This window comes from Salipaludibacillus aurantiacus (assembly GCF_900111295.1).
GTDB classification, from domain to species: domain Bacteria; phylum Bacillota; class Bacilli; order Bacillales; family Salisediminibacteriaceae; genus Salipaludibacillus; species Salipaludibacillus aurantiacus.
This window is the reverse complement of the sequence record NZ_FOGT01000003.1, coordinates 227,725-244,756: the sequence shown is the minus strand read 5'-3', so window position 1 is coordinate 244,756 and position 17,032 is coordinate 227,725. Positions and strand designations below refer to the sequence as shown.

The 17,032-nt window shown below is 40.0% G+C and carries 18 protein-coding genes and 1 pseudogene; 13 read left to right on the top strand and 6 right to left on the bottom strand.

Translation table 11 applies throughout. From position 1 onward, the window contains the following. Window positions 1-14: 14 nt before the first annotated feature. Both BMW59_RS05090 and BMW59_RS05085 read left to right on the top strand, forming a co-directional pair. Window positions 15-665 (top strand): 3-oxoacid CoA-transferase subunit B, encoded by a 651-nt coding sequence (locus tag BMW59_RS05090; RefSeq protein WP_093048200.1) that lies wholly within the window; start codon window positions 15-17, stop codon window positions 663-665. Window positions 666-831: 166 nt separating this feature from the next. Then, on the top strand, window positions 832-1,050 hold the full coding sequence (locus tag BMW59_RS05085) for an alpha/beta-type small acid-soluble spore protein (RefSeq protein WP_093048197.1): 219 nt from the start codon (window positions 832-834) through the stop codon (window positions 1,048-1,050). Window positions 1,051-1,238: 188 nt separating this feature from the next. On the opposite strand, the gene BMW59_RS05080 is transcribed toward BMW59_RS05085, so the two are convergent. The 3 genes from BMW59_RS05080 to BMW59_RS05070 form a co-directional block, all read right to left on the bottom strand. Then, entirely contained in the window at window positions 1,239-2,330 is a 1,092-nt protein-coding gene (locus BMW59_RS05080) for an ABC transporter ATP-binding protein (RefSeq protein WP_093048194.1), read from the bottom strand. A 237-nt stretch (window positions 2,331-2,567) separates the two neighbouring features. Continuing rightward, the gene (locus tag BMW59_RS05075; RefSeq protein WP_093048191.1) at window positions 2,568-3,464 is read right to left on the bottom strand and encodes a PucR family transcriptional regulator; all 897 of its coding nucleotides are present in this window, start codon (window positions 3,462-3,464) and stop codon (window positions 2,568-2,570) included. Between the two features lie 29 nt (window positions 3,465-3,493). Beyond that, entirely contained in the window at window positions 3,494-3,712 is a 219-nt protein-coding gene (locus BMW59_RS05070; protein WP_093048188.1) for a DUF5342 family protein, read from the bottom strand. 179 nt (window positions 3,713-3,891) lie between these two features. Between BMW59_RS05070 and BMW59_RS05065 the strand changes: the two genes are divergently transcribed. The 4 genes from BMW59_RS05065 to BMW59_RS05050 all read left to right on the top strand — a co-directional run bounded on the left by BMW59_RS05065 (window position 3,892) and on the right by BMW59_RS05050 (window position 7,238). Next, window positions 3,892-5,034 (top strand): DUF445 domain-containing protein, encoded by a 1,143-nt coding sequence (locus BMW59_RS05065; RefSeq protein WP_093048185.1) that lies wholly within the window; start codon window positions 3,892-3,894, stop codon window positions 5,032-5,034. Window positions 5,035-5,160: 126 nt separating this feature from the next. Continuing rightward, entirely contained in the window at window positions 5,161-5,520 is a 360-nt protein-coding gene (locus BMW59_RS05060) for a YlbF/YmcA family competence regulator (RefSeq protein ID WP_093048182.1), read from the top strand. Window positions 5,521-5,628: 108 nt separating this feature from the next. Then, window positions 5,629-6,483: an HAD family hydrolase gene (locus BMW59_RS05055; protein WP_093048179.1), complete on the top strand. Its 855-nt coding sequence runs from the start codon at window positions 5,629-5,631 to the stop codon at window positions 6,481-6,483. A gap of 329 nt (window positions 6,484-6,812) precedes the next feature. Continuing rightward, window positions 6,813-7,238, top strand: coding sequence for a PaaI family thioesterase (locus BMW59_RS05050; RefSeq protein ID WP_093048176.1), 426 nt, complete (start codon window positions 6,813-6,815; stop codon window positions 7,236-7,238). 54 nt (window positions 7,239-7,292) lie between these two features. Here the strand turns inward: BMW59_RS05050 and BMW59_RS05045 are convergent, their stop codons facing one another. Next, window positions 7,293-7,478, bottom strand: coding sequence for a YhzD family protein (locus BMW59_RS05045; protein WP_093048535.1), 186 nt, complete (start codon window positions 7,476-7,478; stop codon window positions 7,293-7,295). Between the two features lie 213 nt (window positions 7,479-7,691). Between BMW59_RS05045 and BMW59_RS05040 the strand changes: the two genes are divergently transcribed. The 6 genes from BMW59_RS05040 (at window position 7,692) to yhaM (ending at window position 16,000) form a co-directional block, all read left to right on the top strand. Continuing rightward, the gene (locus BMW59_RS05040; RefSeq protein WP_093048532.1) at window positions 7,692-8,093 is read left to right on the top strand and encodes a hypothetical protein; all 402 of its coding nucleotides are present in this window, start codon (window positions 7,692-7,694) and stop codon (window positions 8,091-8,093) included. A 168-nt stretch (window positions 8,094-8,261) separates the two neighbouring features. Then, complete coding sequence (locus tag BMW59_RS05035; protein WP_093048173.1) at window positions 8,262-9,491, top strand: metallophosphoesterase family protein; 1,230 nt, start codon at window positions 8,262-8,264, stop codon at window positions 9,489-9,491. After that, entirely contained in the window at window positions 9,491-12,508 is a 3,018-nt protein-coding gene (locus BMW59_RS05030; protein ID WP_177174187.1) for an ATP-binding protein, read from the top strand. Before BMW59_RS05035 ends, BMW59_RS05030 begins: the two co-directional genes overlap by 1 nt. A gap of 176 nt (window positions 12,509-12,684) precedes the next feature. Further along, window positions 12,685-13,356 carry a response regulator transcription factor gene (locus BMW59_RS05025; RefSeq protein WP_093048529.1) on the top strand — a complete coding sequence of 224 codons (672 nt, stop codon included), beginning with the start codon at window positions 12,685-12,687 and terminating at the stop codon, window positions 13,354-13,356. Continuing rightward, on the top strand, window positions 13,353-14,729 hold the full coding sequence (locus BMW59_RS05020; protein WP_093048167.1) for a sensor histidine kinase: 1,377 nt from the start codon (window positions 13,353-13,355) through the stop codon (window positions 14,727-14,729). The genes BMW59_RS05025 and BMW59_RS05020 overlap by 4 nt, the downstream gene beginning before the upstream one ends. 311 nt (window positions 14,730-15,040) lie before the next feature. Continuing rightward, window positions 15,041-16,000 carry a 3'-5' exoribonuclease YhaM gene (gene yhaM / locus BMW59_RS05015; protein ID WP_093048164.1) on the top strand — a complete coding sequence of 320 codons (960 nt, stop codon included), beginning with the start codon at window positions 15,041-15,043 and terminating at the stop codon, window positions 15,998-16,000. A gap of 114 nt (window positions 16,001-16,114) precedes the next feature. Here the strand turns inward: yhaM and BMW59_RS05010 are convergent, their stop codons facing one another. Next, window positions 16,115-16,438 carry a hypothetical protein gene (locus tag BMW59_RS05010; protein WP_093048162.1) on the bottom strand — a complete coding sequence of 108 codons (324 nt, stop codon included), beginning with the start codon at window positions 16,436-16,438 and terminating at the stop codon, window positions 16,115-16,117. Between the two features lie 134 nt (window positions 16,439-16,572). Between BMW59_RS05010 and BMW59_RS22010 the strand changes: the two are divergent. Then, window positions 16,573-16,749 (top strand): annotated as a pseudogene (locus tag BMW59_RS22010) (hypothetical protein); the annotation flags it as partial. Between the two features lie 66 nt (window positions 16,750-16,815). Here the strand turns inward: BMW59_RS22010 and BMW59_RS22005 are convergent. Continuing rightward, window positions 16,816-16,914 (bottom strand): YjcZ family sporulation protein, encoded by a 99-nt coding sequence (locus BMW59_RS22005; protein ID WP_093048159.1) that lies wholly within the window; start codon window positions 16,912-16,914, stop codon window positions 16,816-16,818. Window positions 16,915-17,032 lie beyond the last annotated feature (118 nt).

The window sequence follows — 17,032 nt, the reverse complement described above, 5'->3', positions numbered from 1 at the left end:
GAGGAGAGAACTTTATGAGTGTAGATCGTAAAGCAGTAAGAGAAAAAATAGCCCGTCGTGCGGAAAAAGAAATTTACGACGGAGCTTATGTAAATTTAGGCATCGGGATGCCAACCATGGTAGCAAATTATATCTCTGATAATAAAGAAGTTATTCTCCAGTCGGAGAATGGCCTCCTGGGCATTGGTCCTTATCCGACAGAAGAAGAACTGGATGCCGATCTGATTAATGCAGGTAAAGAGACAGTGACAGCAATTGATGGGGCAGCCTACTTTAACAATGCCGAGTCTTTTGCAATGATTCGCGGAGGACATATTGATGTAGCCATACTTGGGGCTATGGAAGTGGCCGAGAACGGTGATTTGGCTAACTGGATGATTCCGGGCAAAATGATAAAAGGAATGGGCGGAGCAATGGATCTTGTCCATGGAGCCCAAAAAGTGGTCATTATTATGGAACATGTCAACCGTGCCGGTGAACCGAAAATACTTAAGGAATGTGCTCTTCCGCTTACTGGTAAAGGAGTGGTTGACCGTATTATCACTGATCGTGCTGTTATGGATGTGACAGAAGACGGATTAGCGTTAGTTGAAATTCTGGATGGAAGTACGTTTGACGAGATCCAGGCTGTTACAGAACCTGTTTTAAAAAATCAGCTTAATTAAATATAAGAAAATCCGAACAAAATTCTAAAATTTTGTTCGGATTTCTTTATGGTAACCATTCTTTTTTCATCCTCTTTAATTAAAACCTGCTAAATATTGCTATTAATAAATTTACATACCTCAGAGCAATTGTAACAAACTATGCTTACGACAGGAGGTGAGACAAATGGCTAACAACAATAACAACAGAAGTTCAAACCAACTTGTAGTAGCTGGAGCTCAACAAGCAATTGATCAAATGAAGTATGAAATTGCTCAAGAATTTGGTGTCCAACTAGGACCGGATGCTACTTCCCGTTCTAACGGTTCAGTTGGTGGTGAAATCACTAAGCGTCTTGTACAAATGGCTGAGCAGCAGTTCAACGGTCAGCAACAACAACGATAATTCAACTGAATACATGGCTGTAGCAGCACCTGCCTCATGCAGGTGCTGCTGTGTTTAGAAGTGCTCCTTTGATTTTTACGCTCATAAAAAATGATTAATACATACAAAAGCCCCCGAAATCTTAGAAAAGATCTAAAATTTCGGGGGCCTAACAGATTAACTAAGCCTTAAATTAAAGTCAAAATTAATTAGCGGATACGTTGTTCATCGTCAGGATCAAAGAAATGAGCTTTATTCATATCGAAAGCCAACTCCAGCTTTTTACCGCTTGAGACGTCTGTTCGGGAATCAACCCGTGCAATGAAATCCTGATCATTTACTTTTGAGTAAAGGTAAGATTCAGCACCCATAAGCTCCGCAACATCAATAGTAGCTGTAAACTTAGAGTTTTCAGAAGCATCAAGGAATACTGGCTCATCATGAATATCTTCAGGACGTATGCCTAAAATTAATTCTTTGTTATTGTATTTTTGGAGCATTTTCAGCTTTCCTTCAGGCACTTTTACCGGGAATTCTCCCAGATAGAAGTTTCCGTCTTTTAATGTACCATTGAGGAAGTTCATGGCAGGGGATCCGATAAATCCGCCGACGAATACATTCTCAGGATAGTCATAAATATCCTTAGGCGCCCCTACTTGCTGGATATATCCGTCTTTCATAACGACAATACGGGAAGCCATAGTCATCGCTTCAGTCTGATCGTGGGTCACGTAGATTGTTGTTGTTTGTAGACGGTGGTGCAGCTTAATGATCTCTGAACGCATTTGAACACGCAGTTTCGCATCCAGGTTTGATAACGGCTCGTCCATTAAGAATACTTTAGGGTTTCGGACGATCGCCCGGCCTAATGCGACACGTTGACGCTGTCCGCCCGACATCGCTTTCGGTTTCCGGTCAAGCATTTCAGTCAGCCCCAGGATACGCGCAGCTTCTCTTACCCTCTCGTCAATATCTTCCTTTTTAAACTTTCTCAGTTTTAAACCAAATGCCATATTTTCATATACATTCATATGCGGATAAAGAGCATAGTTTTGGAAAACCATGGCAATGTCCCGGTCTTTAGGGGCGACATCATTTACTTTATCTTCTCCTATGAATAAGGAACCTTTTGAGATGTCTTCCAGGCCTGCAACCATACGTAAAGTGGTTGACTTACCACAACCGGATGGGCCGACGAAAACGATAAATTCTTTGTCTTCGATATCCAGATTAAAATCTGTAACTGCTTGTACATCACCGTCATAAATTTTGTATAGACTTTCAAATTTAATATCTGCCATTATTACAACCTCCTGAATGAATTGCTTCAAGTAATTAATTAACTGACCACAGTATATCGCGAAAGGGTTTTCACTTCTATTGACAAAGTGCACAAAAAAAAGAAACCGTTTTTGTGCACTTCTGCAAACGATTTCAGTTTCTGCGGATTGAGAAAGGTTTTATGAAAATAAACCAGCCGTTCTTTTAAAGGTGAGACAGGCTGAAGGTGTCTCCGTGCAGCCCCAAGTCCATCCGGGTTAATGGGGGTCTATGGCAGCTAATATCACATACACAGCCACGGCATTAGGGAATTGTTTAATATCGATAGACGTCTTTTCAATAAATTTATCTACCCTGTACTGAAGAGTGTTGCGATGCATAAACATCTTTTTTGCAGCCAGGGTGGTATTCAAATTACACTCCAGATAAGTTTTCACAGTATCAATCAGTTCCTGGTCATCCTGGACTGGAGCCAGCATTTTTTTCATCTTTTCGGTTGAAGCACCAGGCAGGTTATGTAACAGGTAGTAAATTAATATTTCCTGCTCATAGAAGTAATTCTTTTTAGGGAAGTCAGCTCTTACACTGTTATAAATACTTTTCTCCCATTCATACCTTTCTTTAAGAAGAGGCAGGTCTGTTATCGGAGAGCCGATGTAAAAAGATATTTTTATAAAAAAATCAGTGGTAATCGTATCAATAATTGATTTTATTGAGAGTTCTTCTTCAAATTCAGCGTCTATTTGCTGTATGAGGATTCCCTCAGTTGGACTTTTCCACAGAAGGGATTTAGTAACTGGGAATAAACCTTGTAAAGCCTCCGAAAAACCCTCCTTTTCTCCGAGTTCTCCATACACATTAAAATGGATCAGCCTTACAGGAGGAGAGAAAATATTGATCAGTTCTTCCGTATTAACGTTTCTCTCTTCAATGAGCCATTCAAAGACAAACCGGTCATGATAACTAACAGGAAGCAGCGGTGACTCTTCCCCGTCAAAAAGTGCTTTTAAGAGAGCGGTCTCTTCAGAAGAAAGTTGAGACTTATCAAGAATTATTTGGCTCTGATCAGGAAAATTGAGAGTGAGTTTGTGCTCTGCCGGCAGATTGCCGTCAGACAGTGCATGCGAGTAATAACTGAGTAAGCGGTCAAACATGGTTGGCAGGTCCTTTCATCGGTTTAATTTTAATGATCTTCATAGACGTGGTAAAGCATAAGGTCATGGACGCAAGAAGAGAGAAATTTCTCTTCTTCTTCGGCAAGAGATGAGGGGGAGAGCCATTTAATATCCCCGTTTTTATAGTATTTACCCCGGTAACGGGTTTTTTTATAGTAAAAAGAGAATTCCCATTCCTGATTAATCATATTATTCTTTATCTCTTTTAATTGAAAATGAGTAAGCAAACTTAGCCCCTCCTGTTTTGATAGCATATATTAGTTATATGTTACCATGAAGGGAAAACGCATGAAAGAAAGGGAGATTGGTTTATTATTATTTTGGGAATGAATGTACCATAGCACATAAGAAAAGTAACCAAAAATAGACACTAACAAAAACGACCAGTGAGTAATGGAGGATCGTTATGGGCAATGCCATTATCTTATTAACTATACTAGTTTTAATCGGCGCTATTATCGGAGGAGGCACCAATGTTATAGCTATACGTATGCTGTTTCGTCCTTATAAGCCGGTATATTTAGGTTCTTTCCGTTTACCGTTCACTCCGGGGCTGATTCCTAAAAGGAGACAAGAAATAGCAGACAGTTTAGGTAAAACAGTTGAAGAGCATTTAGTAACCCCTGAAGGGATACAGGCAAGACTTAAAGACGGGGTACTGCTTCGGGAAATAGAAGACAGACTTTCCAATGGAATAAAAGAACTCCTGCAGGATGAACGGACCCTGGATGAGTGGATTGAAATAAACCTGGAAAAAAAAGATCAGATGAAAACAGTCAGAATGTCTATTGAAAAAGGCATGAAAGCAAAACTGACGGCATGGATCTATGAATATAAAGACAGACCTGTTAAAGAATGGGCACCTTTAGCCTGGCAGAAGAAACTCGAATCCAAAATACCGGACGTAGCTGAAAATATTCTTAAGAAAACCGAAACATATCTGCTCTCAGAGGAAGGCAGAAGACAGATTGACGCGATGATTGATCGTTTTTTCGAATCTAAAGGAAGCTTTACCAGCATGTTTGGCAGAATGGCGAGCCGTTTTTCTTTGTCTTCTGCTATCACGAAAGAGCTCCTTCGTTTTTTAAGGCAGCCGCATACGAAACAGCTTCTGACACATCTTCTGCATAATGAGTGGAAAGCTGCCGTTTCTAAAGCACCATCAGAATTTATTACTGATGAAATGATTGAAGAAAAAGTTCATATATTTACTGAACAGGTGGTAGGACAAGCACCTGTGATTGGGGAATGGAGCAAGCCGCTAAGTGCCTGGAGCGGGAAGTATGAGTCAGTCATAAGGGAGACGCTTCTTCCAACTTTTATGGCTTCTGCGTCTACGATCTTATCCCGCTATATTAAGTCAATGATTAAAAAAATAGGGATTCGTGATATTGTAAAAGACGAAGTAAACCAGTTTCCCCTCTCCAGACTGGAGCATATGCTTTTATTGATCGCAAACAGGGAATTAAAAATGATTGCGGTGCTCGGAGGAATAATTGGGGCTCTCGTTGGTTTTGTCCAGGGTATAATTGTTCTTTTTTTCATTTAAAATGGCTGTGCAGGATGAATTCATAATTAATTCATGTTATAGTCTTCTAAGAGTCCAGATATGTGCGCTGTAACAAATGAATTTTTGACAGAAACGCACGTAAAATACTGAAGGAGGACATTACACATGGCAAACCCATACGATAAAGCAAATGAACTGGCAAGAGAATTAAAAGAAAGCGAAGAGTTTACAAAACTTCGTGACTTGCACAACGAAGTTAATGGAGATGAAGTAGCTAAGAGAATGCTTGATAATTTCCGCCAGGTTCAAATGGAACTTCAGCAAAAACAAATGCAAGGTGAACAGATTACGGAAGAAGAAATCCAAAATGCTCAAAAGCAATTTGAACTTGTTCAGCAGCATGAAGTGATTTCTAAGCTTATGGAAGAAGAACAAAAGATGAGCCAGCTTGTTGGCGAATTAAACAAAATTATTACACAGCCTCTTGAAGAACTTTATGGAGTTGACCAGCAGCAAGGTGAATAATTAATAAAGAACGAAGCGATCCGGAGTAATCCGGGTCGCTTTTCTGTTCTAATCCCTTGTCCCTGCTCATATATAGTACCAATCAATGGAATTAGGGGGCTGACAACCATGGCATACCGCTTACTTGCGTTAGACATCGATGACACCCTGTTAAAGTCGAATCATCGATTAACAAAAGAAACGAAAGAAGCAGTCGAATACGTAAAAAATAAAGGAGTTTACATTACGCTTGCAACAGGGAGGTCATTTATATCTGCTAGAAAAGTAGCGAAATCTCTCAAACTTTCCGATCCTTACCTTATCACACATAATGGCTCTTTTCTGGCCTCACATGTGAAAGAGCCGGTTTTCGAAAGAAGAATAGGAGCAGAAACTGTTTATCAGGTAGTAGATATTCTGGAGAATTACCATTGCCACTTTAAACTTTTTCACGAAAAATACGTCATTGCAAATAAAACAAGACAAAAAGCCCAGCTGATTTCGAGAGTGAACCTTCAGTTGACAGACCCCTTGTTTTATCCTGTGCATTATGTTGAGTCACCAAGCCACCGTCTTATTGACCAGCCTTTGAGTGTGTTGAATATCCGTGCTGAATTCTGGAATAAAAGAGAGCGAAGGGATGCTTTAGAAGAATTGGAAGAGTCCGTTACAGGAATCCGTATCACGCCAGGCGGAAAAGAGGAACTGTTTATTAACCATGAGAGTGCCTCTAAAGCACTCGCTCTTCAAAATCTTGCCTCCAGGCTGGGGATAGCTCCATACGAAATCGTAGCCGTAGGAGCGGATATGAGGGACAGGGATATGGTTTCCCAGGCAGGGCTGGGGGTAGCAATGGGAGACGCCCCTGAAGAAGTTAAAGCGTCAGCAGACTGGATTACTCGTTCTAATGATCAGAGCGGTGTCGCCTATATGGTGAAAGAGGTATTCAGAAAGCAGCTCAGAATAGAAACACCACACCAATGAGCTATTCACTGATTAATTTACAGGAAATTTGCAGAGGGATCTTAGTATTTTCATGACGAAAGTAACCATTTATTTGCATGAACCGTCCTTCCCGTTCTTCCCAAGGCGGATGTCCAACATGGGAGGAACTTCCGCTGCGTTGACGATGTGATTGGCGGGAGGGGTAAGCCCGGTGAAAAGAATAGTAACCAAAAGGCATCCGGACACATAGTGTCCGAATGTCTTTTATTATTAACTTTCAAATTAAGCAGACAGGTTTTTACTTTTTATCGCTGATTATGTCTCTAAAGAAGGTATAATAAAAAGAACAAACAGAGGGAGGGGAACTAATGGATAAACAAAAAATGAGGGAACGGTTTGAACAGGCTTTAAATGACCACGAAGATGGCACGCCGCAACTGTTTTTATATTCCATGCTTGATTTTTCATTCGAGTATGGTGAAGAGAATGAAGAAGTGAAAATAAAAGCTCCAATATCAGAAATAATGTACAACCCGGTCGGTTATATTCATGGCGGGATAATTACATATATGGCTGATACGGCGATGGGTCATTTATGCGCCGCATTTCAAGACAGACCATCAGTGTCTTTAGAGTTAAAAACGCAGTTTCTCAGATCTGTCAAATCAGGAGAATTAGAAGCAAAAGCCTATTTTATTAAAAAAGGCAAACAAGTACAATTTGCAGAATGCGTAATTCATAATGAAGAGGGATATTTACTCAGCAAAATAACCGGTACCTTTTACACAATTTAGTTCAAATAAACCGGCAATGAAGCAGGCCTGTTCAAAAGGCCTGCTTCATTTTTGTTATGGGTGAAAGTGTACAAGTCCTCCCGATGACCGGACAACACGGCTGGGATTAGCGCTTAAGCTCTCAGCATCAAGTCTTTCTTTACCTTTATCCGAGGCTTCATTGTCAGAATCTGCTTCAATTATTTCATTCAGCAGATGCTCACCTGATTTACTGTATGCAGTTAAAAAATATTTGGCCATCTTAGAGCAGCTCCCTTCAAGAAATGAATACATATTCATTTTACTATGAAATGTCTTTTTATTCAAAAAGATTCCTCTTTTTTTAAAGTTATTTATTTAGTTAAAGAGTTTAGAGGGGCTTCTCCAGATAAAACTACCATTCTTACCTATTTTTGGGTTTTTGTCACGTTTAACTCTCTGGTGAATAAACTGGGCAGTAAAGGAGGCGATGTAATGAATGCCCAGGAAATGAAAAAGCTCTGTGAAAATCATAAACACCGTTATGTACTGGTAACAACTAAGGACGGCCATCAATTTGATGCAATAATAGAATCTATAGATAATGAAAATGTATCTTTTGCCGTACCCATGGGAGGAGAAATGCATACGGGTGCTTCGCATGGAGAGGAGGGGTTCAGGTATGGATATGAAGGCGGTTTCGAAGGAGATTATGAAGGGGGACAGACCCGCCAGTTTTTCCCAGGCTACCAAACTTACGGATTTCCTTATACGCCTTATCCGTCTTTCCCGCCTTATGGTTATTATTCTCCTTTCTATTACCGCCCGCGGCGTTTCCAAAGGCTGATCTTGCCTCTGGCTGCGTTAACCGCTTTATCCGTTCTGCCTTACTTTTAAATAACTCACATATCGATATAAGGGGCGGTGACTCAATAATTATTGAGTCTTTTTTTTCTGAAGATCTTTGGCAGCTTTTTTACATCAGAGGCAGGCTTTCGCACGTTTATCTCCGGCGAACGTTTATTCGCTTTGTGTTATAATTTGATTATAAAAGGAGGAATAAGAATGATTCGTTTTATACATTGTGCAGACCTTCATTTAGGCCGCTCATTCAAAACGGCTCTTGATATGAATGAGAAATTTACAGAAGAGGCAGTAGAATCTGCTTATACTTCTTTTAAGGCTATCGTTCAGGAAGCAATCAAAAGAAAAACAGATTTTATTATTGTGAGCGGGGATATTTATGACCAGAAAGACCGTGCTATAAGAGCACAGTGGTTTTTTAAGAAGCAGGCAGAGCTGCTGAAGGCCAATAATATACCCTTATTCGTTATACATGGCAACCACGATCCGGTTTTCGGCAACAAGGAAATGGTGGAAATGCCCGACAATGTACATATTTTTTCAACAGAAGTATCCCATACCGTTTGCCATACAGCGGGCGGTGAAAAAGCAGTTATTTACGGTTTCAGTTACCCGCAAGCTGCTTATACAGAAAACCCTTTGCCCTTTTATAATAAAATTGACGATGAAGACGCCTATCATATAGGCATGCTTCATGGCCAGGAGCAAGGACAGGAAGGCCATGATCCATACGCTCCTTTCACGTTAAAAGAGCTCGTAGAAAAATCGTTTAATTATTGGGCACTTGGCCATGTCCATAAACAGCAGATTCTCAAAAAAGATCCTGCCGTTGTGTACCCGGGCAATATACAGGGAGCACACAGAAAGGAAGAAGGCCCTAAAGGGGCGATGTATGTAGAATTATCAAAACAGAAAACACATTTAGAGTTTATTGATACAGCACCTGTCAGGTGGGAAAATATCCGCGTGCCAATTGACGGACTTCGAAATATAGACCATCTGACTGAAGCAATTAATAATCAGATTGACCGTTTGCCTGACCATAAAAAGTACGTATTAGTCTTGCATATTACCGGTGTCGGGGATCTTCACGATCAGTTGTCTGATAAAAAAAGCAGGGAAGAGGTCGTTGCTTTTTTAAATGAAGAGTATTCCAGCGAGAAAACCTGGGTTGACCGTGTCAAAGTCCGTTCTTCTCCTCCGTTAAAAAAAGACCAATGGAAGACGCAGGATAATTTACTGGGAGATGTGGTCCGGACAGGAGATTCCTTAAAATACGACGGGGAATGGACAAACATATTATCCCCTTTAACAGACCATAGAAAAATACGTCCTTTTATAGATGAAATAACTGGGGAACTTGAAGAGGAAATTATAGAAAAAGCAGAAACACTCATTTTATCAGCTTTATTGGAAGAGAGGGAATATTAGTGCAAATAAAAAAGATAAAAATTTACGGTTTCGGAAAGTGGGTCGACTGTGAATGGGATTTCCCTTCAGGAATGTCGGTGATATATGGTGACAATGAATCCGGAAAATCAACATTAATGGCCTTTATTTATGCCCTCTTTTTTGGATTTCCTCCCAAAAGGGAAGGGCAGTATCACCCCCGTGAGACAGAGAGGTATGGAGGGGCTGCCCTGATTGATCTTCCGCCTTATGAAAATATTTTTATTGAACGTGTGGCAGGCAGGAAGCAAAAAGGAAAAGTTACCGTCCAGTATGCTGATGGAAGGACAGGAGATGAACGGGAGCTGGAAAAGCTACTTAAAGGCCTGGATGCCGGCAGTTTTAAGGGCATTTTTCATTTTGACTTAGATGGTCTTCAGGAAATGAAGAATTTAAATCCAGAAGAACTGAACCGGTATTTATATGACGCGGGAATGTCCGGTGCTTCACGCCTGTCAAAACTGGAAAAAACAGTCCAGCAGGAAACAGACAGGCTTTTCAAACCTAAAGGGAAGAAAACAGATATTAATGCTCTTGCTGAAGATATTTCACGAGTGAAACGGTCTCTCCAGGAGTGGGAAACGCGGTTAGATAAATATTCTTATTTACAAATTGCCGCGGCAGATAAAGAAAAGAAAATCAACAAAATACATACGGAGCAAAAAACTATTCAACAGCAGGTCCGGGAACTGGACAAAAGAATTTCTTTATCTCCGCTGGTCCACGAGTGGTTTGCCTTAAAAGAATCTGCTAATAAGGACGAGAAAATAACTTTTCCGGCTGAAGGCATCTATCGTCTTAAAGAGATAAATAATCAGCTTGAAGAAAAAGAAGTTCAGTTGGATCATGAGGAAGAGGCCGTTAAGAAGTTAATAAGCGAGCGCAGTAAGCTGCCGGAAGTTTCTATAACAGACGATTTGGCACGCGAACTGTCAGAAACGTTTGAAATGTATCCGGTTTATAAGAAAACAAAAGAAGAAGTGAAACAGCTGAAGTTTGAAGAAAAATCCCTTATTAATCAAAAATCGAATTTTACAGAAGAGTGGCAGCTGACTGATAAGGCGTTTAATAACGCATCGGTTAATACGTATATCACTGAGAAATTTGACCGGCTGAAGAAAAAATGGCATACATTAATGACGAAAGAAACAAAGCTTGTTGAAGAAGAAAAAAAACAGCAAAAAGAAAAAAATACCGTCACAGATCAGCTGGAAACTGAGAAAACATTTTTGCTGGACGAAGACAAAGTGAAAGAGTTTGAGGAAACAGTAGCTTTAAAGAATCATCCCGGTGCCTTAACTACGGAGAAAAAGTTACTGAAAGATCAGATTGAATGGCTGGAAAATGAAGAAAAGAAAGTCAGACTTAAAGAAACTTTAAAAATCAAACAGTTAGCTGGTACGAGTCTGATCTTGCTGATTGCGGCAGTAATCTCTTTCTTTACAGCATCTCCTGCTGTAATTCTTACCTTTTTATTTTTAACTGCAGGTACAGGGGCTTACTTAATATTTTCCATTCGAAAAAGAGAAGGCTCCAGTCCCATGCCTGCTGAAAAAGAAGAGCTTGCAAGAAAAGTTAAGAAAATCGAAGAAGAAATTCAATCTTCCCGCAGCTCAAATAAAGAAGAAATTGAGAACCTTCTTGCCAATCATAAAGAAAGAAACATGCGGATAGGGACCCTTGAACAGAGACTCATATTTATAAAACGTCAAATTGAACAATGGGAAGAAGAGTGGGAGGAGTTGCACGAAGAGTGGAAGCAGGCAGAAGAGGAACTTGCAGGATGGCAGGAAGAAGCATCCTTACCTCAAGGAAAAGATATTCTTTATTACGACAGCCTTCTAAATGACGTTAAAGAATGGAAAAGTCTTGATGCCCATCACCGGGTAATTGCAGATAAACACCGGTCTTTAATAAATGAACTTGAAAAGTATGAGCAATGGCTCTTTCGCTTAAGTGTTTCTTCGCTTGGACGAAAAGACAGCCAGCCGGCTGATGAGGAAATCAGGGCGTTAAAAATATACGTAGAGGATCAAAATGCACTAAAAGAAAATATTCAGCAGTTAACAGAAAAGATTAAATACCGTGAAGAGGCTCTAATAAAAGCAAAGCGGGAAAGAGACCTCATAAATAATAAAAAAATGAAGCTTTTTGAACATGCAGGAGTTGAAAAAGAAGAGGATTTCAGGGCGAAAGCCAAACTTTATGATAACCAGCAGCAGGCATATGACCGTATGAACGATTTATGGCTTCAAATAACAGCAATTATACCTGTTGCCACTGAAAGAGAAGGCTTGATTAGGGCGGTCCTTCAAGAAGACATTGATGAAACAGGAGAGCAGGAAAGGCTTCTTGGACGAGCGGCTGTTTTAGAAGAAGACAAGAATGATCTTATAACTGAGAAAACAGAATCAATAAACGAGATGAAAGAAATGGAAGAAAGGGGGACGTATGAGGAGCTTCAGCAGCGCTATATCAGTATGAAAGAGAAGTTGAATGAATGGGCTAAAGAGTGGGCAGTTTTAAAAACAAGCCAGCATATGATTCGTAAAGTAAAAGAGATTTATGAAAAAGAACGTCAGCCAAAAGTAATGAAGCGGGCACAGAGCATCTTTCGGGAGCTCACTTCCGGCTCTTACCTATTTTTATTTGCTCCGCTCGGGGAAGAACGGTTTATTGTTGAAAGATCTGATGGACAAAGGTTTGATCCTGCTGAATTGAGCAGGGGAACAGGTGAATTGCTCTATTTATCTTTGCGCTTAGGGCTCGCGATTGAAGATAAGGCGAAGACCGCTTTTCCTCTGTTTATGGACGAAACGTTAGTCAATATGGATAAAAACAGAAGAAAAAAAGTAATAAGGATGCTGCATACGATCGCTCAGGAAAGACAAATATTTTTCTTTACTTGCCATAACCATCTAAGGGATGAATTTAAAGAGACATCTCCTCATTTACCCGTGCTTTACTTAAATGATCTGAAATTTGAGGAGCAATACTGAATTGTGTGTAAAAATGTCGTTCCGTTTCATTTTTTATTAGTTTTATATTAAACTAAACGTGATGCCCTTCATTTTTGCACAGGCCAAAATAACTACACAGTATATATAACTTTCATTCAAAGGGGCAGATGGAAACAGAGATTAAAGAGAAAATTAATTATAAAAGGGATGATCACATGGGTGAGTTTCTAGTTTATTTAGTTGAAGATGAGGAAAACTTAGGTGAAGTCATCAAAGCTTATATGGAAAAAGAAGGTTGGAAAGTTAAACATTTTACTGACGGCAGAGAAGCCTATAACGAAATTCAAAACCCGCCGCATTTATGGATTCTGGATATAATGCTTCCCGGAATGGATGGTTACCAGCTATTAAAATCAATTAAGAGTGAAGCGGATACTCCGGTTATATTTATTTCCGCTCGTGATAAAGATCTGGACAGGGTGCTTGGACTGGAGTTGGGCAGTGATGATTATCTTGCGAAACCTTTTTTGCCTGAGGAATTGCTTATAAGAGCAAAAAAACTTCTGGACAGAGTGTATCCACCGGAAGTTCAGGAAGAAGATGCTATTGATTTAAACGGGTATCTGGTCGATCCAAAATCACGAACAGTGTACGATGGGGAAGAACCAATTGAATTAACTACAAAAGAAATGGATCTTGTCATTCTTCTTACTTCTAATCTGGGGAACGCATTATCAAGAGAAACTATTATTGAATACGTTTGGGGCGCTGACTATTTCGGTTCAGAGCGTGCAGTGGATGACGTGGTCCGGCGCGTAAGAAAAAAACTTCCACGTATCCATGTTGAAACATTATATGGTTATGGGTACAGGGTTCTCTCTTCATGATCAGGTTGAACTTAACCCAGCGAATCTGGTTTTCTTTTATTTCTATTCTTTTGATGGTGGCTTTGCTCATTGGAATTATATATCCTATTTCTTTGAAAAGCACTCTGACTGAAGAAACGTACCGTATTATTGAACAGGAACAGACCCGTTTTGCAAACCCTTCCGGTGAGTATATCGCTCCGCCTCAATCTGAACTGGATTTTATAGAAAGGCGGGAAGCGGAACGGTCTGTATTTCATTTTTTCTTAATGAATCAATTCGGTACAATTGAGGGGGATCCTGTTCCCAGTGAAGTATTAAGGGAAATGGGAGACAGGGCTCAAAATCAGATGACCCGCAGGGGAAGATACGAACTTACTTATAATGAAGCAACTCTATTTTATGTTGTCTATAAAGTCTATACGACTGGCGGCGAAATGTACCATATTTCATACATGTGGGACACTTACCGCGATCAGATGGTTAACAGGCTTTGGGGCCGACTCAGTTACATCATGCTTTTTGCCAGTCTCATGAGCTTAGTACCCGCATTCTGGCTGAAGTATTATTTAAAGTCTCCTCTTACCAGCTTAGGAAACCATTTTGAGCAAATTGCTGAGCGCAACTGGAAGGAGCCCTTTCACTGGGAAGGTGATGAAGATTTCGAAAAGCTGTCCAACCAGTTTGAAGAAATGAGGCAGAACTTAATTAAGTACGATTCTGCTCAAAAAACGTTTATCCAACACGCCTCCCATGAACTTAAAACGCCTATTATGGTGGTTAAAAGTTATGCACAGTCTGTAAAAGACGGGATCATGCCGAAAGATAACATGGAAAAAACGATGGATGTTATTATAGAAGAATCAAACCGGATGGAAAAACGAGTGAAAAATATGCTCTATTATACAAAGCTTGATTCACTAAAAGAAGCTCCGATGGAAATGTCGGAATTTCCTTTTGGTTCAATTGCTTACCATGTAGAAGAAAGGTTCCGTCTGGCCAGGGACGGTGTGTCAATTTCTGTCCAGGGAGACCAGACAATGTTGTATGCGGATAAAGAACAGATGCGTGTGCTTATGGAAAACTTAGTAGAAAATGCGTTGCGCTATGCGGTAGATGAAATTGAAATGAGAGCTGAAGATATAGACGATAATTACGTTCATATTGAAGTTAAGAACAATGGCGAAAAAATACCTGAAGACGAACTGGATCATTTATTTACCCCATTCAGAAAAGGGAACAAGGGACAATTTGGATTGGGGCTTGCTATCGTGAAAAGAATTTGCGAACTTCACGGAGGGTATCCTAAAGTAAGAAATGAAGAAGACGGGGTAGTCTTCATAATGGTCATACCTAAAAAAGATGACGGATCCGGCTTGCAGTCTCAAATTTAATGAGGCTGGAGCCGGTATTTTTTATATTTGGGGAAGCTTAATTTGCCGGTTCACTCCAGACCATGGCTTACACCACAGGCATAAGTGCCACATAGGTCATTAGGAGCTTCGGCTAAGCCCTTCACGTCCTGTGAAAACGCCGAAGTCACCACATCCGTGTGGAAGTTCGCTGTGTTTTCTTTACCCGAGGGCTTGTCTTCAACTAACGTTCCTAAGGATTGCTTTGGGAACGAGGCTTATAGATGATTATCGTTAGAAAAAGCTGCTTATGTTATAATTGGGAAAAGTAAAAACTGGAGGTAATTGGCGGAATGAAAAAAGGAATACACCATCATCAAATAGGTGAACAAGTCGATGCCTATTTATTAATTAAAACATCTAAAAAAGGGATTGCGAGTAACGGGAAACCTTTTCTGACTCTTCAGCTTACAGATAAAACAGGAGAAATTGAAGCGAAGCTGTGGGGCATTTCTCCGGAAGATGAAGCTACTTTCATAAGTGGAACGGTTGTCCACCTTCAGGGAGAGGTTCAGGATTTCAGGGGAATGAGGCAACTCAAAATAAAGGCTATTCGTCCGACTTCCGGAATGGATCAAGTAAAAGCGGATGACTTTTTACCTTCAGCGCCGAGAAACCGGGAAGAAATGCTTGAAGAGATTACCCAATATATTTTTGATATGCAAAATGCAAAAATCCAGCGAATTACTAGGCACCTTTTTAAAAAACATCAAAAAGCCTTTTCTGTGTCTCCCGCAGCGACGAAAAATCATCATGAATTTGTTTCAGGACTTATCTATCATGTTGTGTCTATGCTGCAGCTGGCCAAAGGAATAGCCCAGCTTTACCCAAGTTTAGATAAGGATTTACTGTATGCCGGCGTTATTCTCCATGATATGGCAAAAGTCAGGGAACTGTCAGGACCTATGGCTACTCAATATACAGTTGAAGGGAAACTTATAGGCCATATCAGTATGATGGTAAATGAAATTGAAGAAGCTGCAAAAGAACTGGGAATTGAAGGGGAAGAAGTTATGGTTCTTCAGCATCTCGTTCTTTCACATCATTCAAAAGGCGAGTGGGGGAGCCCTAAAGCACCGATGATCAGGGAAGCGGAAATGTTACATATGGTCGATAATATAGATGCGAAAATGAATATGATGGACAGAGCGTTAGACCGGGTTATGCCTGGGGAATTTTCAGAGCGGGTCTTTGCTATGGACAACCGTTCATTTTACAAGCCAGGCTTTCATCAGAAGCCAATCGATTTATAGACCGGCAGATACATAATTTAAAAGAATATAAAATGAGTCCACCACTCTGTAACTATGTCATACCTCTTCATCCATAGTTACTAAGATTGGTGGACTTTAATGTTTCTGGACAGCTTATTTGTTTTCAACCGGGTTCACTTCCTCTGTCTGCTCTGTAAGGTCAAAGAGGTGATCCGGTTCTAAAATATCATCAAGTACTTCATTTTCAAAAATAGTATAACAGCTGGATAATAACCATTCATTCCATGTTAACTGGTTGCATTCCTGCCATGCCTGCTGCCAGTGAGCAAGTAAAAATGCTTCCACTCTTTCATGTACCACTGGGAAATAAATAAGTGAAGATGTATCCTTTTCCTCTTCGATTTTTTTCATTACGTGGCGGACAAGCTGCTCTTGAAATTCGCCATATGTCATTTCATTAAGCTGAATATTTCTCATGATTAAGTCTCCTCCGTATTAAGTAATGTAATGTTTATCTACCCTTATAAAAAAATCCAAAACATCTATCATTTTTTAATAGAGTTACTCATACCTTTTAATAGAGCAAATCATTTAGTATAAGGAGGTATTTCATGAACCCGTTAACAGTTGTCTTTACCCTGGCAGGAGCAGTCTTTATGGTCATTGCGATCCGTATCATTTCTTTAACGTCTTTAGGTACTTGGTTGTTTAACCAGCCGTGGTGGATTTATTTTCTGCTATTGGGGGTCATTGCAAGCGGATGTATGACTATTAAAGAAAGAGCTTATGAAAAGAAGAAGGGAGAAGCTCCCACATTTAATTTTCGATGGGAGCCCGGTTTATTTAGAAAAAAACTAATACAAGTAAGCAGCGCCTATAATAATAAGAAGAATAAACAAAACTACAATTAATGTAAAACTTGAATATTCAGGAGAAGCGGCATTGCCTGACATTCTACTTCACCCTTTCCTTGATGGAATTAGGCCATTAACCTATATTTACTTTATGTAAGCCTGAAGGATCAGGTGAAAACAAAACGGCGAATAACATATGATAAAAAACAAAGGGGCA